Raw genomic sequence first — 21,455 nt, forward strand, 5'->3', positions numbered from 1 at the left:
CTTATGAATAAACAACCAGGAGGTCTCTATGTTGAATAAAAACAATAAGCTGCGACATAGCATTTCATTGGCCGCCGTACTGGCCCTCAGCGGTTTGAGCGCCTCGGCCTGGGCCGATGCTTATGAAGATGCCGCAAAAAAATGGATCGGCAGTGAGTTCAAGCCCTCCACCCTCACCGAAGCCCAGCAGCTCGAGGAGTTGAAGTGGTTTATCAAGGCGTCGGAGCCCTTCCGTGGGATGAAGATCAACGTGGTGTCTGAAACCCTCACTACCCACGAGTACGAGTCCAAGGTACTGGCCAAGGCTTTCAGTGAAATCACCGGGATCAAGCTGACCCACGACCTGCTGCAGGAAGGCGACGTGGTGGAGAAGCTGCAGACCCAGATGCAGTCCGACAAGAATATCTATGACGGCTGGGTCAACGATTCCGACTTGATCGGTACGCACTTTCGCTACGGCAAGACCGAATCCATCACCGACCTGATGGCCAATGAAGGCAAGGATTTCACCTCGCCGACCCTGGACCTCAAGGACTTTATCGGCCTGTCCTTCACCACCGCGCCGGACGGCAAGATCTACCAGCTGCCCGACCAGCAGTTCGCCAACCTCTACTGGTTTCGCGCCGACTGGTTCGAACGCCCGGAGCTGAAAGCCAAGTTCAAGGAAAAATACGGCTACGACCTCGGCGTCCCGGTGAACTGGTCGGCCTATGAAGACATCGCCAAATTCTTCAGCGAAGACGTCAAGGAAATCGACGGCAAGCGCATCTACGGGCACATGGACTACGGCAAGAAAGACCCGTCCCTGGGCTGGCGCTTCACCGATGCGTGGTTCTCCATGGCCGGCGGCGGCGACAAGGGCTTGCCCAACGGCCTGCCGGTGGACGAGTGGGGCATTCGTGTGGAGGACTGCCACCCGGTGGGCTCCAGCGTGACCCGCGGCGGCGATACCAACGGCCCGGCGGCAGTGTTCGCCACGCAGAAATACGTGGACTGGATGAAGGCCTACGCGCCACCGGAAGCAGCCGGCATGACCTTCTCCGAATCCGGCCCGGTGCCGTCCCAGGGCAACATCGCCCAGCAGATCTTCTGGTACACCGCGTTTACCGCCGACATGGTCAAGCCGGGCTTGCCGGTGGTGAACGCCGACGGCGCGCCGAAATGGCGCATGGCGCCGTCACCGGTCGGGCCTTACTGGGAAAAGGGCATGAAGAAAGGCTATCAGGACGTAGGCTCCTGGACCTTCCTCAAGTCCACCCCCGAGAAGCAGAAACTCGCGGCCTGGCTCTACGCGCAGTTCGTCACCTCGAAAACCGTGTCGCTGAAGAAAACCATCGTCGGTCTGACGCCGATTCGTGAGTCGGATATCAACTCCCAGGCCATGACCGACATGGCGCCCAAACTCGGCGGTCTGGTGGAGTTCTACCGCAGCCCGGCCCGCACCGAATGGTCGCCGACCGGCACCAACGTGCCGGACTACCCGCGTCTGGCGCAACTGTGGTGGAGCAACATCGCCGCCGCCGCCAGCGGCGAGAAAACCCCGCAACAGGCGTTGGACAACCTGGCCAAGGAGCAGGATGCGATCATGACGCGCCTGGAACGCTCCAAGGTGCAACCGGTGTGCGGCCCGAAAATGAACCCCGAGCGTGACGCGCAATACTGGTTCGACCAGCCAGGTGCGCCGAAGCCGAAACTGGCGAACGAGAAGCCCAAAGGCGAAACCGTGAACTACAACGACTTGCTCAAGCAGTGGGAAGCGGCGCGTAAATAGTTCATCAGAGTGTGCAGAATGTGGGAGGGAGCAAGCCCCCTCCCACATTTGGACCTGCGTTGTGCCGTCAATGACCGCTTATCTACCCCAACCCAACCTCATTTGAATTTTTCGCACATCCCAATGCTCTGCTTTTTAGAAGCGCACATTTTTGAGCGCTCTTGCGGGGCCGCCTTGTGGGAGGCCCGTTGTAACGGACTTTGCGGAAACTGCCATCATGACACTCCTTACAGCGCTGTCAGGCCAGCCGGCCTCCATGACCCCATCGGCTCACGGCCCCTACCAGGAGCTTTACCAGCAGCTTTATGGGGAAACCCATGGCTGTGAAGAAGCCGCGCGCCACTTCCTGCAAGCGCAATTGGCTCAGGTACGCGAGGCACCCAGTGAATTGCCCCAGATGCCGGAGCAGTTGCCGGCCTGGGTCGAACAGCGTTGCGCCGACGTGGCCCAGGCTTACGCCGATTACCTTGAGCAACGCCAGCAAGGCCGGCCCCGTCGCTATTTCCAGAACAAAGCCCATGCGTTGTATTTCCTGCAGCGCGTGGGGCCGACTAAACAGGTGGATGGCGCCTGGCTCAACGGCTTGCTGCGCTATTGGCAGGACCCGCGTTTTGATGGCCTGCTCACCACCTACCTGGAAGAATTGGGCGATGGCGAGGCCGCGCAGAACCATGTGGTGATCTATCGCAAATTACTCAGTGAACACGATGCCGACAGCGAAGCCGGACTGGACGATGACCACTACCTGCAAGGTGCGCTGCAACTGGCCCTGGGCCTGTGCGCTGAAGAGTTCCTGCCGGAGATCATCGGCTTCAACCTGGGCTACGAACAGTTGCCCCTGCACCTATTGATCACCGCCTACGAGCTGAGCGAACTGGGCATCGACCCCTATTACTTCACCCTCCACGTCACCATCGACAACGCCAGCAGCGGCCATGCCTGCAAGGCTGCGCAATCGGTGCTGAGCTTGTTGCCGCTGGGCGAGGGCAGGGCGGATTTCTACCGTCGCGTAGCGCAAGGGTATCGCCTCAATGATCTTGGCCCGGGCACCACGGCGGTGATCAAGCAGTTCAACCTGCAGGACGAGGTGGTCGCCATGCTTGAGCGCAAGCGCACCTTTGGCCAGCACATGCATTCGGACTACTGCCGCTTCGAAGGCAAGACCGTCAACCAGTGGCTGGCCAAGCCGGGGCAGATCGGCGATTTCCTCAAGGCCCTGGAAGACAAGGGCTGGATCAAACGCAACCAGGATCCCGCCGAGAGCCGCTTTTGGCAACTGATCGAGGGCGCCGGCGCGGCGATGTTTGGTGTGTTCAGCGGCTATGAAAAACAACTGATGCATGACTGGATCGCCGGGGACTGGATCAGCAGCCAGCGCGTGCCGCCGGTTCGTCCGGGTCGTGGCAGCCGTTTCTCCCGCGAGCAGCATCGCCCGGCGGATCCGGACACTCAGGCCCTGGTGGATTCATTGTGGAAACTGCCCGATGACCAGCAGCTCACCGCGCTGATCCCCTGGATGTCGGCGCGCCGTCACTGTACGCCCGCGGGGCTGTATGCGACCCGCCGCTTTATCCAATTGCGCGCGCGTTTGCGCTAAGGAACCTGCTCATGTCTGCACAACAATTGGCTGATCGCGCCTTGCTGAACCTGGGCCGAGGGTTGAAGGAAAGCGGTTATCGTTTTATCACGCCGACGCCCCTGACCCACGAGCGTGTCTATCGGCGATTGGCGACGCCGCTGGCGATGAATATGCGTGACGTGTTCGGCTGGTCGATGCCGTTTGACAATGAGCTGTTGCCGGAGGCGTTTCGCGAAGAGTTGCTGCAAGCCGGGGCGATCGAAAAACACGATTCTTTATGGCGCAGCACGGTGCGTTGGTCGAGCCTCGATGGGCTGCTGTTTGCCCATTCGCCATACCCCACCGTGCAAGCGGATGCGGTATTTTTCGGCCCCGACAGCTACCGTTTTGCCCAAGTGATCGAAGCCCATTTGCAACAGCGATTCGAGCCGCTCAAGCGCGCCGTGGATATCGGCTGTGGAGCCGGCGTCGGCGCCCTGGTAGTTGCCCGCGCGCGGCATGACGCCGAGGTGCTGGCGGTGGATATCAACCCCCGCGCCCTGCGAATGACTGCGGTGAATGCCGAGCTGGCCGGGCTGAATAACGTCAGCGTCTATCACAGCGATGTGCTGGCCAGCGTCGAGGGTGAATTCGACCTGATCGTCGCCAACCCTCCGTACATGAATGACGATTGCCAGCGCGCCTATCGCCATGGCGGCGGCGCGTTGGGCGAGCAGTTGTCGGTGCGCATCGTCAGCGAGTCCGTCGGGCGCCTGGCCCTTGGCGGCAGCCTGGTGCTCTACACCGGCGTGGCGCTGGTGGCGGGTGGCGATCCGTTCCTGGAAGCGGTCAAGCCGCTGTTGGCCAACGATGCCTATGGCTGGACCTACCGTGAATTGGACCCCGACGTTTTTGGCGAAGAACTCGACAAACCGGGGTACGAAGGTGTGGAGCGCATCGCCGTGGTCGCGCTTACTGTCACTCGGCTGCGCTGACGTCCATGCTCACCTTTGGTATCGAAGAGGAATATCTGCTCACCGATCTGCACACCCGCTGCATGCTTGCCGAACCCTCGGCGGCGGTGCTGGCGGCCTGCCGTGAGGCGATTGGCGGGGGCTTCGCCTATGAGATGTTCCAGGGGCAGATCGAGGCCGCCTCACCAGTCTTCACCACCAGCGGCGAAGCGGTGGATTACCTGGCGACAGTGCGCGGCAGCCTGGCCGATGCCCTGAGCGAATTCGGCCTCGGTGTCGTGTGTGCCGGCAGCCATCCCCTGGCCGATTGGCGCATGCAGCGGCCAACCCCACAGGTGCATTTCCAGCAACTGTTCGACGATATCCAGTATGTGGCGCGGCGCAGTGTGTTGTGTGGGCTGCACGTGCATGTGCAGGTCCCGCAAAGCCTGGACCGCATCGCCGTGATGAACCAGGTGTCGCCATGGCTGCCATTGTTGTTGCTGCTCAGTTGCTCGTCGCCGTTTTGGGACGGCGCGCCCAGCGGCTTCATGAGTTACCGCCAGGCGGCTTGTGATGAGTGGCCGCGCATGGGCGTGCCCGAACATTTTGCCGATTGGAACGAGTACCTGCGCTACCTTGCTTTGCTGCAGCGTATGGGCGCAATCAAGGCCGACGGCAACGGCTGGTGGGGCATTCGCCCGGCAGCGCGTTACCCGACCCTTGAGCTGCGCATGACTGACGCCTGCCCACGGCTGGCGGATGCCCTGGCCCTTGCCACGCTGTTTCGGGTGATGGTCACCCACGCCTGCACCCTGGAGCGCCCCGGCGCCGAATTCAGCGCCCAAGCGCGTTGGCTGCTCAAGGAAAACCGCTGGCAGGCGAAACGCTACGGCGCAGCGGGCCGGTTTGCGTTGGACGACACGGGTGCCATGGGCAGCGCTGAGCAATGGCTGCAATGCGCCCGACAGACCTTTGCCGCCACCGCCGAAGCCATGGGCGAGGCGCAGCTGTTCGATTCCCTGCAAGCACTGCTGCGGCGCGGCAATAGCGCGACCGAACAATTGCACTGGTACACCCAGGCACGGGCCGAGGGTGCCGATGACCTCGAGTGCCTGCGCTATGTGGTCGACCAGTTGCTGGCCCAGGGCAGGGGCGACCACTGATCGGGTGCTGCACCAGGTGGAAGGAACACTGACGCACTTGCGCCGCCCTTAATTAGTAACCCCTCAACGGCAGGAGCGCAGAGCATGCGAGCGATGACTTACCAGGGCGCACACAAGGTGCAGGTCGACACCGTGCCCGATCCGACCATTGAACAACCCGACGATATCATTCTGCGTGTAACCGCCACGGCCATCTGCGGCTCGGACCTGCACCTGTACCGCGGCAAGATCCCCACCGTGGAACACGGCGACATCTTCGGCCATGAATTCATGGGCATTGTCGAAGAAACCGGCCCGGCGGTCACCGCGGTGCAGCGTGGCGACCGCGTGGTGATTCCGTTCGTGATTGCCTGTGGCGATTGCTTTTTCTGCCAGCTCCAGCAATACGCCGCCTGCGAAACCACCAACGACGGGCGCGGGGCGATCCTGAATAAAAAAGCCATTCCACCGGGCGCGGCGCTGTTCGGCTATAGCCGTCTGTATGGCGGCATTCCCGGCGGCCAGGCAGAGTTGGTTCGGGTGCCCAAAGCCAACACCGGGCCGTTCAAGGTGCCGGGCACCCTGGCCGATGAAAAGGTACTGTTCCTCTCCGATATCCTGCCCACCGCCTGGCAGGCGGTGACCAATGCCGGTATCGGCAAGGGCTCCAGCGTGGCGATCTATGGCGCCGGCCCTGTGGGCCTGCTCAGTGCGGCGTGTGCGCAAATGCTGGGGGCCGGGCAGATCTTCATGGTCGACGACCATCCGTACCGGCTGGCCTATGCGCAGAAGATGTACGGTGTGATCCCGATCAACTTCGAAGAAGACGATGACCCGGCCGATACCATCATCCGCCAGACCGCCGGCATGCGTGGCGTCGATGGCGTGGTGGATGCGGTAGGTTTCGAAGCCAAGGGCAGCACCACGGAAACCATCCTCACCACCCTCAAGATCGAAGGCAGCAGCGGCAAGGCCCTGCGCCAGTGCATCGCTGCCGTGCGCCGCGGTGGCGTGGTCAGCGTAGCCGGGGTGTATGCCGGGTTTATCCATGGCTTCATGTTCGGTGATGCCTTCGACAAGGGCCTGACCTTCAAGATGGGCCAGACCCATGTGCAGCGCTTTTTACCCGAACTGTTGGAGCATATCGAACTGGGGCACCTGAACCCCGAGGCGATCGTCACCCATCGGCTGTCCCTGGAACAGGCTGCGCGGGGCTATGCACTGTTTGATAAAGCCGAGGAAGAGTGCCGCAAGGTGATCCTGCTGCCGGGGATCAGTGATCGGCCGCTGACCGAGCCGCTGGAAGAGGAACTGACCCCTGAGTTGCGCGTGCAGGGCGTGCCCGGTTTCTAGAAAGTACCCGGTACAAATGTGGGAGGGGGCTTGCTCCCGATAGCAGTGTGTCAGCCAATACATTGGTTGACTGACACGCCGCCATCGGGAGCAAGCCCCCTCCCACATTTACAGTGTCAGGCCATGGCTTGGGGCTGAATGCGCAACTCGCCGTCCACATCCTTGACCAGCCCGCTGGCCACGAACAACGGCGCCAGGCGCTTGTGCAACTGCGGCTCGACAAACTCCTTCACCATCTCCAGCGCCAGCACGCCGCTGAGCGGCAGTTCGACCTTGGTGTACGACAACCACGCCTTTTTCAATGCCATCAACACATCACTGCCCGCTGTCGAAGCAAAGCGACGGTGCATCGGCTTACCGTCGAAGGTGAACGTGTGCTGGAATTCATAGCCGCTTTCATCACCACCGCTGGCAGCGCAACGCACGCAGGTGCACGGGCCATCACCGAAGGCGCTGCGCAGGTAAGCGTTGAAGTCCACCACGGGCTTGAGTGACAGGCGCTTATCGACCTCAAACAGGTCCCCGGTCATTTTTTCGTCAGTGTTCAACGTCCATTTCCTCGCAGGTCAGTAGCGGTATTTCAAAGCGCGGCACAATACCAGCCGAGCGCGGGTTTGTGGGTTATTTGCATGACAATAGATCCCGATATTCTGTCCGGGCCCCATGGAGCGCAGGCGGCCAACCCCATTCTAGACATGAAATGCCCTCCCACATTTTGATCCTCACAGCCCCAAAGGATCAGCGGAAAAACTCACCAGGTGTCGTCTCAAACTGCTGGCGAAATGCATTGATAAATGCCGACGTCGATTCATACCCACATCCCAACGCCACATCCGTCACCCGCTCACCCCGTTCCAGGGCGGGCAGGGCGCTCAGCAGTCGCAGGCGCTGGCGCCATGCGCGGAACGTCAGCCCGGTGTCACTCAGAAACACGCGGCTTAGGGTCTTTTCGCTGACCCCCAGCCTGGCGCTCCAATCCCCCAGTGTGGTCTGCTGCTCCGGGCGCTGGCTCAGGCTGCGATAGATCTGCCGCAGCCGTGGGTCATGGGGCAACGGCAACATCAGGTCAACCTGGGGCGCGGCGGCGAGTTGGTCGAGCAGCACCTGGGCCAGGCGTCCATCGGGCCCGTCCTTGGCATATTCCACCGGCACTTCGCTGAAACTGCGGATCAACTCGCGTAGCAGGCTGCTCACTTCCAGCACCTGGCAACGCTCGGCCGCCCAGGCAGTGACGCTGCAATCGAGGTACAAACTGCGCATTTCCGTATGGGGCGAACTGAACACCCGATGGGGCATGCCCGCCGGGATCCACACTGCACGTTGCGGCGGCGCGACGAAGCGGCCGACGCTGGTCTGGATCTCCAGCACCCCGGAAATCGCATAGGACAACTGCACCCACGGGTGACTGTGCCGTCGTGTCAGCGCCCGATTGGGCAAGGATTCAGTACGCCCATACACCGGCCGTGGCAGGCTGGAAAGCCCGGGAACACTGCGTCGCACGGCTTTTTCATGTCCTTTAGGCGACATTTACTGGCTCATTGGCGTTAGTCGGTAACAGGTGGTTACGTTAGAGTCGCCACGACGCTCTTGGCAACCCCTGGAAGACTTGCTTATGACCCGCCCGCGCTTTCTACCCGATAACTTCACCCTGACCCTGATCGCCACAGTGATCCTTGCCTCCCTGCTACCGGCCAGCGGCCAGACCGCCGTGGCCTTCGGCTGGGTCACCAACCTGGCCATCGCGCTGCTGTTTTTCCTGCACGGCGCCAAGCTGTCACGCCAGGCCATCGTTGCCGGTGCCGGTCACTGGCGCTTGCACCTGCTGGTGTTCAGCCTGACCTTCGTGCTGTTCCCGTTGCTGGGCCTGGCGCTCAAGCCGGTGCTGTCGCCGCTGGTTGGCAAAGATTTGTACATGGGCATGCTCTACCTCTGCGCGTTGCCGGCTACTGTGCAGTCGGCGATTGCCTTTACGTCACTGGCTCGCGGCAATATCCCGGCGGCGATTTGCAGCGCGGCGGCTTCGAGCCTGTTCGGAATTTTCCTGACGCCGTTGTTGGTGGCGCTGCTGCTCAATGTGCAGGGGGACAGCGGCTCCACGGTCGACGCGATCTTGAAGATCAGCGTGCAGTTGCTGCTGCCATTCATAGCCGGGCAAATCGCCCGCCGCTGGATCGGTGACTGGGTCGGTCGCAATAAAGCCTGGCTGAAATTCGTCGACCAGGGCTCGATCCTGCTGGTGGTCTACGGCGCGTTCAGCGAAGCGGTCACCGAAGGCATCTGGCACCAGATCCCGTTGTGGCAACTGGGCGGTCTGGTGGTGGCCTGCTGCGTATTGCTCGCGTTGGTGCTGGTGGCGTCCACGTTGCTGAGCAAGGCATTTGGCTTTAACCAGGAAGACCGCATCACCATCCTGTTCTGCGGCTCGAAGAAAAGCCTGGCCACCGGTGTGCCCATGGCTCAGGTGCTGTTCGCCGGGGCGAGCATGGGCGTGTTGATCTTGCCGTTGATGCTGTTCCACCAGATCCAGTTGATGGTGTGTGCGGCGCTGGCCCAGCGTTATGCCCAGCGCCCGGAGAGTATTCCTGAGTTGATGGGGCAGGTGGATCCGTGATCCACCGCTCATTCTCAGGCAAATAAACTCAAGTTAACCGCCGCGCCGACGACTAACTTCTTACTAACCCAAGAAGGAGTGTCGGCATGAACGTTGGTCGTTTTTCGGTAATGACGAGCCTCCTTTGCCTATGGGCAAGCACCTGCGGCGCTGCGCAGACGGTTGGGCAGGGCACCCTCAGGTTCACTGGCGCCATCGTCGAGTCGGGCTGTGCGACAAATGCGCGCAGCGGTTCGGTGATGGAGCTGACCGGTTGCGCCAGTGTCAGTCGCGGCAGCCGCTTAGATGTGCGTAGTGTTGAGCCAGTGGCCAGCGTCAATGCCGCCCATGTACGGCTGGTGGCGGACAGTGGCGAGGGGCGCTATTACGACCAGCGCTATCTGCTGGTGGACAATGCCGGTAAGCCCATCGAGTCGGGCAACTACGTGATTACCATGACTTCGCCATAGCTCCCGGGGCGACGATCCGCCTCAACAGCCGCCCGAGAAACCTATAGAATGCTCGGCGGCGGCGCTTGTCCTGGGCGGCGCCTGACCATCGCCAGAGTACCGCGCCCGTCAATGAGCCTTTCAGCCGCAACCCCCCAAGCCAATTGGCAACCGGTCATCGCCCTGGCGCTGGCCGCGTTTGTGTTCAATACCACCGAATTCGTACCTGTCGGGTTGCTCAGCGCCATCGGTGCCAGCTTCGACATGCCCGTGGCCAGCGTCGGCCTGATGCTCACCATCTATGCCTGGATCGTGTCCCTGACCTCGCTGCCGGTGATGCTGCTGACCCGTAACGTCGAACGGCGCAAACTACTCATCGTACTGTTCGGCCTGTTTATCGCCAGCCATATCCTCTCCAGCGTCGCCACCAGCTTCGGCCTGCTGATGGTCAGTCGCATCGGCATTGCCTTGGCCCACGCGCTGTTCTGGTCGATCACCGCTTCGCTGGCGGTACGCCTGGCGCCGCAAGGCAAGCAGGTGCAGGCCCTTGGCTTGTTGGCCACGGGTACGTCCCTGGCGATGGTGCTCGGCATTCCCTTGGGCCGCCTGCTCGGCGAGGCCATGGGCTGGCGCACCACCTTCCTGGTGATCGCCGCGTTCGCCGCGGCCCTGGTGTTCTGGCTGGCGCGCACCTTGCCGCCGCTGCCCAGCCAAAACTCCGGCTCGCTGCGTAGCCTGCCGTTGCTGTTCAAGCGTCCGGCACTGGTCGCGCTCTACGTGCTGACCGCGATGACAGTCACCGCACAATTCACCGCCTACAGCTATATCGAACCCTTCGTCGAAGGCGTCGCCGGGCTGGGCGGCAGTGCGGTGACGTTGATCCTCTTGGTGTTCGGTGGTGCCGGCATTATTGGTTCGTTGTTGTTCAGCCTGGTGCATCGCTTCAACCCGCACCTGTTCGTGGTCGGCGCAGTGTTCATCCTCGCCGCGTGCCTGGCCTTGATGCTGCCGTTGAGCGGCGCCGAGTCTTACCTGGTGGTGCTGAGCATTTTCTGGGGCATGGCGATCATGGGCTTTGGCCTGGCCATGCAATCCAAGGTGCTGGTACTGGCACCGGACGCCACCGACGTGGCCATGGCGATGTTCTCCGGTATCTACAACATCGGCATCGGCGGTGGCGCGTTGATGGGCAGTTGGGTCGGCAGCCACTTCGGCTTCGCCTGGATCGGCGCGGCGGGCGGGTTGCTGGCGGCGCTGGCGCTGGTGGGGTATTGCCTGGCGATTCGGCGGTTTGGTCAGGGTGTAGAGAAGTAAGGACGGTGCCTATCTAATAGTCGCAGGAGATTCATCAATAGATCAAATTCCCTGCGACGGATTTGGAATATCAACCCATTTCGCTCGGTGCATCAAAATTGAGCTTGGCCGCTCTTAATTATCTCCTTGACTCTATCTACACTATAGTAAGTCAGTGTACTGGTTTCGCCATTTTTTTGGTAAGTGTAAGCCTTGACTTGACCAACCAGGTTATCACCTTCCCAATGCCCTCCTGTCAGGCCTTCATGTATCTCATAGCCGTTGTAATTTTCTACCAGTGCCATATCAGTCTTCCTTATATAAAACTTGGTTGAAGAAAAGCGCATTCAATCTGAGTCATCAACACGTGTTTAAGTATTGAGGCAACTTAAAGATAGATAAGGGCAGCGTGGGTTTGCACTGTCAAAATTGACAGTTATTTAGATCTTTTAATTATATAGGCATATTGATTTAGCGTTATGCAGGGGTGAGTGATCAAGCAAGGTTGACGATCTGGAGCCATCTCTTAGCGGACAAATTGCCTCATGCCACCGCAATCAACGGATCCGCCGCCGCCAGCGCCACTGCCCGATCTGCCGCCGGTGGGTAGATCCACACACTGTTGATCTGCTGCTTGAGTGCCTTGGCCTCCTGGCCCACCAGTTTCAGCTGGCGGTCCCAGCCTTCGGTGTACACCGCGCCCCAGGCGCCGAGGTCGAGGCAGGTCACGTATTTGGGTTGGCTGTAGGCCATCGGCGCCACGCCGATCAGGTCGGCGGCGACGTTGTTGCCGGCGTAGCGGCCCAGGGCGATGGCGTGTTGGCAGGACATGGCGGCGAAGTGACCCCGCTCATCGGTAGCGGTATAGGCCACGTCACCGGCGGCCCCTTGCACAAAGGCCACGCCTACGGCATCGAACAGCGGGCCCAAGGGCGCCAGCATGCTGTGCACCTCGGGCTCGTAGAACCGTGGGCGGACCCGCAGTTCCGCTTGCGGGGCGAGCAGGCTGATGTGCACATCGTTGCGGTCATGTTTGTCCAGCAGCCTGTCGGACCTGACCCGTGAACAACAACGCAGGGATGTGATGGAGATTATGGCGGTGCTCTCCAGGAAAAGGGGCAGGGCTCCTTTTGTACCACTTCCCGCCGGCCTTGTTTACCTTAGGGTTGCCAGGTCTGTACTGCCTTGGCATCCACCGCTTTGGGCAACAGCCCCGCCTTGAAGAACGCATCGGCAATCTTCTGCTGCTCCCCCAGTTGCTCGAGTGTCACCGGCTGCACCTGGTAGCTGCGGTGCGCATTGGCAGCTTCCACCGTCGCTGCATCCAGGTTTCCCCATAACGGCCCGAGCACTTTTGCCGCGTCCTGCGGATGGGCCTTGACCCATTGACCGGCTTGTTCCAACTGCGCGTATACCACCTTCAACACCTCGGGATGAGCCTGGGCGTAAGGCGTGCCTGTCAGGTAATAACGCTTGTAGCTCGCCAACCCGGCGCCGTCCGCCAGGGTGCGTGTGGGCAGTTGCCGCTGCACACTGGTGAGGAAAGGCTCCCAGGTGACCCATGCATCCACCTTGTTGTTTTCAAAGGCGGCGCGGCCGTCAGCGGGGGACAGATAGGCTGGCTGGATATCGGCAAACGCCAGGCCGGCTTTGTTCAACGCGGCGATCAATAAATAGTGAGTGCCGGCGGCTTTGGTCACGGCGATTTTCTTGCCTTTGAGGTCCGCCAACTGCTGGATTGACGAGTCCTTGCGTACAACGATGGCCTGGGCCGCGGGCGAGGGCGCTTCCTGGGCGAAGTAGGTGAGCTGGGCTTGGGCGGCCTGGGCGAAGATCGGCACGGTATCGGCCACATCGGCGCTGATATCCACGTTGCCGACGTTCAGCGCTTCGAGCAAGGGCAGGCCGCTGGGGAACTCATGCCAACTGACGTCGACGTGGTTGGCCTTGAGAGCTTTTTCCAGGGTGCCCTGGGTTTTCAGCAAGGTGATCAGGGTCGAGGATTTCTGGTAGCCGATGCGCAGGGTTTCCTGAGCCTGGGCACTTACAGCGACAGCAAAAGCCAGCAATCCTAATACAGCGGCGAGAGGGTGGCGAAGGGTCATAAGGCGCTCGATTTTTCAACAAAATGAACCGAAGCATAAGGTTCTGAAAACCATTCGATAAATACTCTTTCGATCTGAGCTTAAGGCGCTTTTTTCGGCTTTTGCTGAATCTGGCATATCCATAGAGTTATATGTTTCTATCATAATAACCAGTCATTAATATAATAAAATCACAATCAATCTGCGTATAAACAAGGATATCGTGCATGGCTGCCTTCGACCCTTTAACCCGTCGCCGTCTGCTCGGCATGGCTGGCCTGACCCTGGCCAGCCTGACGCTGCCGCGCCTGGCCTTTGCTGGCGACGCACACGCCGGCCACAACATCCCCCAGGAACCTGCCGGCACCGGTGAGTTCATCCGCCTCGATGCACCGCGCAAGTTGAAATTGGCAGTCAATCTCAACGCGGTGTGCCTGGCGCCGGTGGTGATCGCCCACGGCGAGGGCTTCTTCACTCAGCACAACCTCGACGTGGAACTGGTCAACTTCGGTAACTCCACCGAGGTATTGCTCGAAGCCATCGCCACCGGCAAGGCCGACGCTGGGGTGGGCATGGCGCTGCGTTGGCTCAAGGCTCTGGAACAGGGCTTCGACGTGAAGCTCACCGCCGGCACCCACGGTGGTTGCCTGCGCTTGCTCAGTGCGGCAAGCGGCAGCGTGAGCAAGCTGGAAGACCTAAAGGGAAAGGCCATTGGCGTCACCGACATGGCCAGCCCGGATCGCAATTTCTTTTCGATCCTACTGAAAAAGCATGGGGTCGATCCGGTGCGCGATGTGGAATGGCGCCTGTACCCGGCCGACTTGTTGGGCACCGCCTTGGAGCGTGGCGAAGTGCAGGCGGTCAGCGGCAGTGATCCGTTCATGTACCGCCTGATCAAGTCCGGCGTGGCACGCGAGCTGTCCACTAACCTGGTGGAGGAATACGCCAACCTCAGTTGCTGCGTGGTCGGCGTCACCGGCAAGTTGGTGCGCGAGGACAAGCGCGTGGTCGCGGCCCTGACCCAGGCGATCCTCGAAGCCCATGATTATTCCGTGCAACACCCAGAAGCCGTGGCCAAAGGCTTCCAGGCTTTTGCACTGAACACCTCTACCGAAGAAGTGCAGGCGATTCTCCACGATCACACCCACGGCCACCACGCGGTGGGCGCAGCGCTGACTGAGGAAATCACCACCTATGTGACCGACCTGAAAACCGTGGAGGTGATCAGCAAAGGCACCGACCCGGTAGAATTCGCCAAGGAGATCACCGCCGATGTCTTCAGTTGACGCCAGCACCCTCAACCCACCCCTGGCCTTCAAGCTCGGCTGGCACGGCGCAGCCGTCGTAGCAGCCTGGGTGGCCGTCGCGCTGCTGATCAGCTATTGGCCCAACGCGACACGCCACTGGCCGATGACCCAAGGCTTGGCCAATTTCTGCGTGGGCGTGGCCGTGGTGTTCAGTACCTTGAGCCTGTTGGGGCGCAGGCTGTCGACATTGGCGCTGCGCCTGCGCAATGCCACGCCCTGGCTGATTGCGTTGCCGCTGCTGCTGGGTCTTTGGGAACTGCTCACGGCCAAGCTTGCGCTGTTACCGGTGCCGTTCTTCGCGCCGCCCCAGGCCCTGCTGGCGGTGTATATCGAAGACTACCCGCGCTTGGCCGACAGCCTGCTGCACTCGGCATTGCTGCTGGGCTCGGGCGTGGCCCTTGGCGCGGCGACGGGGTTTATCGCCGGCGTGGCCATTGGTTGGTCCACGCGCATCGGCTATTGGCTGCACCCGGTGCTGCGCATCCTCGGCCCGGTGCCTTCCACGGCGCTGTTGCCACTGTGTTTTTTCCTGTTTCCCAGCAGTTGGAGCGCCAGCGTGTTTCTAATCGCCTTGGCTACCTGGTTTCCGGTCACGGTGCTGACCTGGTCGGGGGTGGCTAGTGTCGATAAAGCTTATTACGACGTGGCCCGCACCCTCGGCGCCAAGCCCGGTTTCCTGATCTTCAAAGTGGCGATTCCGGCGGCGATGCCCCATGTGTTTGTCGGCCTGTTCATGGGCTTGGGCGCCTCATTCTCAACCTTGGTGGTGGCGGAAATGATGGGGGTCAAGTCCGGCATCGGCTTTTACCTGCAATGGGCCCAGGGCTGGGCGGCCTACGCGAATATGTACGCTGCATTGTTGATCATGGCCCTGGCCTGTTCGGGGTTGATCACCGGGCTGTTCCTGGTGCGTGACCGGTTGCTTGCCTGGCAGAAAGGAACGATGAAATGGTAGCCCTCGCACCAACAGCAGCGGCATCGACAGGGTTGGCGCTGAGCATTGAAAACCTCAGCCACGGCTTTGCCTTGGACGGCCAGCACTTGCCGGTGCTGGAACGGGTCTCGTTGGACGTGACAGCGGGAGAGTTCGTCGCGTTGCTGGGCCCGTCCGGGTGTGGAAAATCCACCTTGCTGCGCCTGGTGGCCGGGCTTGAGCCGGCGGACAGCGGCAGGTTGCTGGCCGACGGGCAGCCCATCACCGGCCCCGACCCCAGCCGCGTGGTGGTGTTCCAGGACCCCACGCTCTACCCGTGGCGACGGGTGTGGGACAACGTCGCGGTGGGCCTGGAGGCCCAGGGCTTGCTCAAGGGCCATGCGGCGAAGGTCGACCAGGCCCTGGAGAAAGTCGGCCTCAGCCAGTTTGCCCGGGCTTACCCGCGCCAACTCTCCGGCGGCATGGCGCAACGGGTGGCCCTGGCCCGTGCACTGGTCAATGAGCCGCGGCTGCTGATTCTTGATGAGCCACTGGGCAAGCTGGACTCCCTGACGCGAATCACCATGCAAAAGGAGTTGATTGGGCTGTGGCAGCGCCAGGGGTATACGGCGTTGCTGGTGACCCATGATGTAGAAGAGGCGCTGCTGTTGGCCAACCGGGTGGTTGTGTTCAGCGATCGGCCAGCCAAGGTTCAGGCGCAGTTGACGATTGAGCGACCGTATCCCAGGCATCGGGATGATCCTTATCTGGTGGATTTGCGGCGCAGCATTTTGGGGTTGTTGGGGTTGGGGGGCGATTGGTAGCCGGTCAGCCCGGGACACAAAATGTGGGAGGGAGCAAGCCCCCTCCCACAGGGGTTATGGGGTGTTGGTAGGTTTGGTTTGCAGGCAATCCAGTGCGCGGTCGGCGAGGGTGCGGGCCATGTCGATCAAGTGGGCGGTGGAGCAGGCCATGTCGCGTTGGGTGCCTTTGAGGCCCTCGGCGGTTTCGGTGGCGGTGGTGGTGGCGCAGCGACGAAGCGAAGGCTAGCCAGTGGATTGAGCAGGCGCAAGGCCGAAGGATTGTCTAGGAAACGTCCTGCAAATTAAAGGGATATGGATTGCTGGCCTTTAACAATGCATGTCGAACAGGCGACACAGGCCAAATGTGGGAGGGGGTTATGGGGTGTTGGTAGGTTTGGTTTGCAGGCAATCCAGTGCGCGGTCGGCGAGGGTGCGGGCCATGTCGATCAAGTGGGTGGTGGAGCAGGCCATGTCGCGTTGGGTGCCTTTGAGGCCCTCGGCGGTTTCGGTGGCGGTGGTGGTGGCGCAGCGTAGCAGCGAGGAAATGCTGGCGATCGCGTCTTCGAAGCTCAGGTCTTCGTGGGCAACAAAAACGGAATAGGGTGGATCGGGGACAACTTTGCTCATGGGTGAAGCTCCTGCTTGGATTGGGAGCCATTCTTTTGCCGATCTCACACGTCAAAAGGTGGCAGCTATGTGCGGGGTGAGATACCGGAAAGCAGGACCCGGCCAGACCGAAGTCTGCCCGCACATAGCCGCCATAGACGGTTGTAGCGCATGGTGCCTGCTCATACACGGGATCTCACACCCGATCGCTGATGTGCAGCGACGAAGCAAAGGCTAGCCAGCCAGTGGATTGAGCAGGCGCAAGCCCGAAGGATTGTCTAGGAAACGTCCTGCAAATTAAAGGGATATGGATTGCTGGCCTTTAACAATGCATGTCGAGCAGGCGACACAGACCAAATGTGGGATTAAAAGCTTGTGTTGTCGTCTGTGGCGTACATCCACCGCAACAACGAATGCCGACCGCTGATGCCCAGCTTGATCGCCGCGCGCTTGAGGTAGCTTTCGATGGTGTTGACCTTCAGCGCCATTTGCTCGGCCAGTTCCGGCGCGGTGCGGCCGGCCAGCAGGCCCACGCATACTTCCAATTCACGCTTGGACAGGCTCAGCCCCGACTGCACCAGGCGCTCCTGGATGCGTCGGCGCAGGGTGTCGATGCCCTGGTTTTGCGGCACTGGCGGCCCATTGTCCTGGCGGCACGGCTGGATCGCGGTGATGTGCTTTTCCACCATGGGCAGCAACATCGTGGAGAAGTCCTGCAGCATGCTGCGCTCTTGCGCGGAAAAACTCTCGGATGGGTGTGAGCGGTACACCGACAGCACGTAGCGCACATCGTCCTTGCGCCGTGTGAGGTGCAGTTGTGCCGCAGGTTGCTCAGGCCCCAGGGTCGCCACCGAGTCGGTGTAGACCGGGCTGATCTTGCGGCGGCTGTGGCCTTTGCTGCTGACCCGCAGCTGGGTGATATGGGTGGCATCCACTGCCAATTGGGTGAGGATAAGATCATGCAGCATGCGTGGAAAATGGCGGCTGCCGGTGCTGGCGATGACCTTGCCTATATGGGGGAACAGGTGTGAGTTCATCAATTCGTCCATGAGTATCGAGCGCGGGCATCCAGCCATATAGCGACGGGGTTTAACAAGATGACCAATATGAATAACCCGCAGTGATAATACTTCCCGCCGAGACCCATGCTAGTACAGGCTGGCGAAGGGAAGGGGATTCCAACCAAAAAAAACAGATTAAATCCTATAGCGACGAGCGATAAGTTCGACCACCGCTTGCAGGAAAGAACAACGCCTGATGAGGCGTTATCTCAGGACGTGGGCTGCTGTTGCGGCAGGGCGCATGCAGGGGCGGCTGCACTTGGCCAGGGCCTGGTGCACGTCCGCCAGCAGGTCCGCGATATCCTCAAGCCCCACCGATAAACGCACCAAGCCTTCGCTGATACCGTGCTGCGCCCGTTCCTCGGGGGTGTAGGTGGAATGGGTCATGCTCGCCGGGTGTTGGGCCAGCGACTCGGCATCCCCCAGGCTCACTGCGCGGGTGAACAGGCGCAATGCGTTCATGAAGCGCCGGCCCATCTCGATGCCGCCCTTGAGTTCAAAGGCAATCATGCCGCCGGGCAGCTTCATCTGTCGTTTCGCCAGCGCGTACTGCGGGAAAGACCGCAGCCCAGGGTAGGTCACCCATTGCACCGCCGGGTGCGCCTGCAAGGCTTCGGCTACTGCCTGGGCGCTGCTGCAATGGCGGTCCATGCGCAGGGCCAGTGTCTTGAGGCCGCGCATCAGCAACGACGCGTCCTGGGGTGACATCACTGCACCGGTCAGGTCCTTGAGCCCTTGCAGGCGAATGCGCTGCGCCAGGGCATGACTGCTCACGGCAATGCCTGCGGTGATGTCGCCATGGCCGCTGAGGTATTTGGTGGCTGAGTGCACCACCACATCCGCGCCCAACTCCAGCGGACGTTGCAGGTACGGCGTGCAGTAGGTGTTATCCACCACCAGGGTGATATTCGGCTGGCGGTGGGCAAGCTTGGCCACCGCGGCGATGTCGATCAGGCGCAGGTTGGGGTTGGCCGGGGTCTCGCAATAGATCATGCGGGTCGCCGGCGACAGCGCCGCTTCCAGGGCGGCCAGGTCGGTCAGGTCGACGTGCCGCACCTGAATGCCGAACTCGCCGATGCCGTGGTGCAACAGCGCGAAGGTGCAGCCGTAGAGGGTCTGGCTGACGATGATCTCATCGCCTGGGCGCAGCAGGGTCCAGAACGTCGCGGCAATCGCGCCCATGCCGGAACTGAACGCCACCGCGGCTTCGCCGTTTTCCAGGGTAGCCATGCGCGATTCCAGCAGGGCCAGGGTCGGGTTGGAAATGCGCGTATAGAAGTGGCCGCTGGCTTCACCGGCGAAGCAGGCAGCGCCATATTCGGCGGTGGGAAAAGCGAAAGTGGCGGACAGGTAGATCGGCGGTACGAGGGCGCCGTGGTGGTCTTGGGGGTCATAGCCGTGGTGAATGGCGCGGGTAGAAAAGCCGAATGTGTTGTGTTTATTGTTCATGTCGGGCGCTCCTTATTTCCTACAATGCTATGCTCATAACCGCAGATAAACCTTGCAAAAAATGTTGGGAAAAGCCGCGTTTGTGGATCAAACACCGATAAAAATAATGATTAGAGGCACGTTATGCCCATCAAGCTGGACCGTACTGATAAAGCGCTGTTAAACGCATTGCAAGGCAACGCCCGCCTGACCGTGGCCGAACTGGCGGAGCGGGTAGCCTTGACCACTTCACCGTGCTGGCGGAGGGTGCGCGCGCTGGAAGACAGCGGGGTGATCAGTGGCTATCAGGCGATCCTTTCACCCAAGGCGCTGGGCTACGGCGTGACGGCCTTTGTCAGCATCATGATGGACAGCCACACCCAGGACATCGCCCGGGCGTTCGAGCAGCGGCTGTTGGAAATTCCCGAGATTGTGGCGTGCCATAACGTGTCGGGGCGCTATGACTTTTTGCTGGAAGTAGTGGCCAAGGACCTGGAGTCGTTTGGCGAGTTTGCCCGTGAGGTCTTGCAGACCTTGCCCTGCGTCAAGGAGATCTACTCGAGCTTTTCCTATAAGTCGGTGCGGCCGTTGCGAGTGATTCCGCTGCCGGGGTGAAAGGTTCATTGGGCGACGCTTATGCGCGGCAATTGCTCTGGGCAACTCCATGCAATAACAGCGCCTCAAACACCCGCTGCACCCGCGGCTCATCACTGTGGGCCACATTGAAGCGCATTGAGTCGCGATGGGCCGGGTCGTAGCCAAACAGCGCGCCGGGCGCGAGCACCATGCTGCGTTTCAATGCCTCCTGGGCCAGCAGTTCACCGTTGACCCCTGGCGGCAGGCGCGCCCAGATGAACATCCCGCCTTCATAGGCCATCGGCAGTTCGCAGCCGCAACGCTTGAGCCATTGCTCGACGCGCCCGCCAGCCTCAATCAGGCGTTGCACCATGCGCTTGCGATGCTTGGCGTAGCTGCCTTCGCTGAGCATGCGGTAGACGATCTGTTCGAACAGTTCGGAGGTCACGCCGCCGCTCATCAGTTTCATGTTGGTCAGGTTGGCGGCCAGTTGCGGTGCAGCCACCACGTAGCTGACCCGGGTGTTGGCGCTGAGGATCTTCGAGAACCCCGACAGGTAGGTAACCTGGTCCAGCCCGGCGACGGCGGCCAGGCGCGGTGGCGGGTTGGGATGCAGGTCGCCGTAGAGGTCATCCTCGACGATATGGCAGTGGTACTGCTGGGTCAGTTGCAGCAAGCGAAACGCCTGGCTCGGGCTGAAGGAGTGGCCGGTGGGGTTATGCAACACGCTGGTGGTCAGGTACAGGCTGGGGCGATGTTCGGCGAGCAGGTGTTCGAGGGCGGTGAAGTCGAAGCCGTCGGGGCGGCGTTCGATAGTGATGACCTTGACGCCGTGCAGCGCCAGGTTGGCGTGGAAGTTGAAATAGCACGGCGCATCAAGCAGCACGGTATCGCCCGGCCGGGCGAGCAGGCGCATGAGCATGTCCAGGCCCTGCACGGTATTGGGCGTCGTGATGATTTGCTCCACCGGCACTGACAAGCCCTCGCCATGCAGCTTCTGTTGCAACGCCTGACGCAACGGCAGCAACCCGGCCGGCGTGCCCAGCCCGGCGATGCGCAACGACGGCGCGCGCACCACACTGCGCATGGCCTGGCGAATTGCCTCGCCATTGAGCCATTCCTCCGGCAGGTGCCCGCCACCGGGACGCAGCTCGCCACTGGCGGTGACCAAGGGGCGGCGCAATACGCTGAGCAGGTCCTGGGGCAACAGGTCGACCCAGGTCACCGACGCCGGGCGGGCGTTGTCCATGGCCACGAAATACCCACGACCCTGGCTGGAGGTGAGCAGGTGGCGCCCGCGCAGGCGGTCCAGCGCTTCGTTGAGGGTGAACTTGCTGACGCCCAGGACCTGGGTCAGTTCACGCACCGACGGCAACTTGCTACCCGGTGCCCATTCGCCGTTTTCGATGGCCTGGCTGAACGCCTCGACGATCTGTTGCACCTTGGGGGTGCCATCCACAAAGGCGATAGCCGATACAAACATGAACCTTCCTTGTCTTTGCTGGTGCTTTTACCGGTGAAGTTAGGCCGGATTAGGCATCACTTTACCTGCCTTGTGCAATGCC

Annotated in this window: 21 protein-coding genes and 1 pseudogene; 12 read left to right on the forward strand and 10 right to left on the reverse strand. The window is 61.2% G+C overall.

All coding sequences use genetic code 11. The features are described 5' to 3' along the window. Window positions 1–28 precede the first annotated feature (28 nt). The 5 genes from QZR30_RS14840 (at window position 29) to QZR30_RS14860 (ending at window position 6,780) form a co-directional block, all read left to right on the forward strand. Window positions 29–1,771 (forward strand): ABC transporter substrate-binding protein, encoded by a 1,743-nt coding sequence (locus tag QZR30_RS14840; protein WP_311903552.1) that lies wholly within the window; start codon window positions 29–31, stop codon window positions 1,769–1,771. A 217-nt stretch (window positions 1,772–1,988) separates the two neighbouring features. Then, a complete protein-coding gene (locus QZR30_RS14845; RefSeq protein WP_068967392.1) occupies window positions 1,989–3,368 on the forward strand; it encodes an iron-containing redox enzyme family protein in 1,380 nt (459 codons plus the stop codon). An 11-nt stretch (window positions 3,369–3,379) separates the two neighbouring features. Further along, on the forward strand, window positions 3,380–4,324 hold the full coding sequence (locus QZR30_RS14850) for a class I SAM-dependent methyltransferase (protein WP_311903554.1): 945 nt from the start codon (window positions 3,380–3,382) through the stop codon (window positions 4,322–4,324). A gap of 5 nt (window positions 4,325–4,329) precedes the next feature. Further along, window positions 4,330–5,448, forward strand: a complete 1,119-nt coding sequence (locus tag QZR30_RS14855) for a carboxylate-amine ligase (protein ID WP_046068593.1) — start codon at window positions 4,330–4,332, stop codon at window positions 5,446–5,448. Window positions 5,449–5,532: 84 nt separating this feature from the next. Beyond that, window positions 5,533–6,780 (forward strand): zinc-dependent alcohol dehydrogenase, encoded by a 1,248-nt coding sequence (locus QZR30_RS14860; RefSeq protein ID WP_056846518.1) that lies wholly within the window; start codon window positions 5,533–5,535, stop codon window positions 6,778–6,780. A 116-nt stretch (window positions 6,781–6,896) separates the two neighbouring features. Here QZR30_RS14860 and QZR30_RS14865 read toward each other — a convergent pair whose 3' ends face one another. Beyond that, window positions 6,897–7,328, reverse strand: coding sequence for a hypothetical protein (locus tag QZR30_RS14865; protein WP_068967390.1), 432 nt, complete (start codon window positions 7,326–7,328; stop codon window positions 6,897–6,899). A gap of 190 nt (window positions 7,329–7,518) precedes the next feature. Beyond that, the gene (locus QZR30_RS14870; protein WP_311903557.1) at window positions 7,519–8,307 is read right to left on the reverse strand and encodes an AraC family transcriptional regulator; all 789 of its coding nucleotides are present in this window, start codon (window positions 8,305–8,307) and stop codon (window positions 7,519–7,521) included. Between the two features lie 85 nt (window positions 8,308–8,392). On the opposite strand from QZR30_RS14870, the gene QZR30_RS14875 reads away from it, so the two are divergent. The 3 genes from QZR30_RS14875 (at window position 8,393) to QZR30_RS14885 (ending at window position 11,133) form a co-directional block, all read left to right on the forward strand. After that, window positions 8,393–9,391: a bile acid:sodium symporter family protein gene (locus QZR30_RS14875; RefSeq protein ID WP_274354875.1), complete on the forward strand. Its 999-nt coding sequence runs from the start codon at window positions 8,393–8,395 to the stop codon at window positions 9,389–9,391. Between the two features lie 86 nt (window positions 9,392–9,477). Beyond that, the gene (locus tag QZR30_RS14880) at window positions 9,478–9,840 is read left to right on the forward strand and encodes a hypothetical protein (protein ID WP_059398289.1); all 363 of its coding nucleotides are present in this window, start codon (window positions 9,478–9,480) and stop codon (window positions 9,838–9,840) included. Window positions 9,841–9,951: 111 nt separating this feature from the next. Beyond that, window positions 9,952–11,133, forward strand: a complete 1,182-nt coding sequence (locus QZR30_RS14885; protein ID WP_046068587.1) for a sugar transporter — start codon at window positions 9,952–9,954, stop codon at window positions 11,131–11,133. A gap of 92 nt (window positions 11,134–11,225) precedes the next feature. Here the strand turns inward: QZR30_RS14885 and QZR30_RS14890 are convergent, their stop codons facing one another. From QZR30_RS14890 to QZR30_RS14900, 3 genes are all read right to left on the reverse strand, one after another. Beyond that, window positions 11,226–11,417, reverse strand: coding sequence for a hypothetical protein (locus tag QZR30_RS14890; protein WP_046068586.1), 192 nt, complete (start codon window positions 11,415–11,417; stop codon window positions 11,226–11,228). 238 nt (window positions 11,418–11,655) lie between these two features. After that, complete coding sequence (locus tag QZR30_RS14895) at window positions 11,656–12,222, reverse strand: hypothetical protein (protein WP_068967389.1); 567 nt, start codon at window positions 12,220–12,222, stop codon at window positions 11,656–11,658. A 50-nt stretch (window positions 12,223–12,272) separates the two neighbouring features. Further along, window positions 12,273–13,217: an aliphatic sulfonate ABC transporter substrate-binding protein gene (locus tag QZR30_RS14900; protein ID WP_059398292.1), complete on the reverse strand. Its 945-nt coding sequence runs from the start codon at window positions 13,215–13,217 to the stop codon at window positions 12,273–12,275. 206 nt (window positions 13,218–13,423) lie between these two features. On the opposite strand from QZR30_RS14900, the gene QZR30_RS14905 reads away from it, so the two are divergent. The 3 genes from QZR30_RS14905 to QZR30_RS14915 are packed head-to-tail and all read left to right on the forward strand — an operon-like array spanning window position 13,424 to window position 16,240. Further along, window positions 13,424–14,482 carry an ABC transporter substrate-binding protein gene (locus tag QZR30_RS14905; protein ID WP_311903562.1) on the forward strand — a complete coding sequence of 353 codons (1,059 nt, stop codon included), beginning with the start codon at window positions 13,424–13,426 and terminating at the stop codon, window positions 14,480–14,482. Next, the gene (locus QZR30_RS14910; RefSeq protein ID WP_056846508.1) at window positions 14,469–15,458 is read left to right on the forward strand and encodes an ABC transporter permease; all 990 of its coding nucleotides are present in this window, start codon (window positions 14,469–14,471) and stop codon (window positions 15,456–15,458) included. Before QZR30_RS14905 ends, QZR30_RS14910 begins: the two co-directional genes overlap by 14 nt. Continuing rightward, the gene (locus tag QZR30_RS14915) at window positions 15,452–16,240 is read left to right on the forward strand and encodes an ABC transporter ATP-binding protein (RefSeq protein ID WP_056846507.1); all 789 of its coding nucleotides are present in this window, start codon (window positions 15,452–15,454) and stop codon (window positions 16,238–16,240) included. Before QZR30_RS14910 ends, QZR30_RS14915 begins: the two co-directional genes overlap by 7 nt. 54 nt (window positions 16,241–16,294) lie before the next feature. Here the strand turns inward: QZR30_RS14915 and QZR30_RS14920 are convergent. The 4 genes and pseudogenes from QZR30_RS14920 to QZR30_RS14935 form a co-directional block, all read right to left on the reverse strand. Next, window positions 16,295–16,438, reverse strand: a pseudogene (locus QZR30_RS14920) (DUF6124 family protein); the annotation flags it as partial. A gap of 156 nt (window positions 16,439–16,594) precedes the next feature. Then, window positions 16,595–16,846: a DUF6124 family protein gene (locus tag QZR30_RS14925; protein WP_068967386.1), complete on the reverse strand. Its 252-nt coding sequence runs from the start codon at window positions 16,844–16,846 to the stop codon at window positions 16,595–16,597. A 344-nt stretch (window positions 16,847–17,190) separates the two neighbouring features. Further along, window positions 17,191–17,862: a helix-turn-helix transcriptional regulator gene (locus tag QZR30_RS14930; RefSeq protein ID WP_173664490.1), complete on the reverse strand. Its 672-nt coding sequence runs from the start codon at window positions 17,860–17,862 to the stop codon at window positions 17,191–17,193. A 228-nt stretch (window positions 17,863–18,090) separates the two neighbouring features. Next, window positions 18,091–19,335 (reverse strand): methionine gamma-lyase, encoded by a 1,245-nt coding sequence (locus QZR30_RS14935; protein ID WP_311903566.1) that lies wholly within the window; start codon window positions 19,333–19,335, stop codon window positions 18,091–18,093. Between the two features lie 123 nt (window positions 19,336–19,458). Between QZR30_RS14935 and QZR30_RS14940 the strand changes: the two genes are divergently transcribed. Next, entirely contained in the window at window positions 19,459–19,929 is a 471-nt protein-coding gene (locus QZR30_RS14940; RefSeq protein WP_056846504.1) for an Lrp/AsnC family transcriptional regulator, read from the forward strand. Window positions 19,930–19,948: 19 nt separating this feature from the next. Here the strand turns inward: QZR30_RS14940 and QZR30_RS14945 are convergent, their stop codons facing one another. Next, complete coding sequence (locus QZR30_RS14945) at window positions 19,949–21,373, reverse strand: aminotransferase-like domain-containing protein (RefSeq protein WP_056846503.1); 1,425 nt, start codon at window positions 21,371–21,373, stop codon at window positions 19,949–19,951. Window positions 21,374–21,455: the final 82 nt, after the last annotated feature.

It is taken from the genome of Pseudomonas sp. rhizo25, assembly GCF_031931935.1.
Classification (GTDB): domain Bacteria; phylum Pseudomonadota; class Gammaproteobacteria; order Pseudomonadales; family Pseudomonadaceae; genus Aquipseudomonas; species Aquipseudomonas synxantha.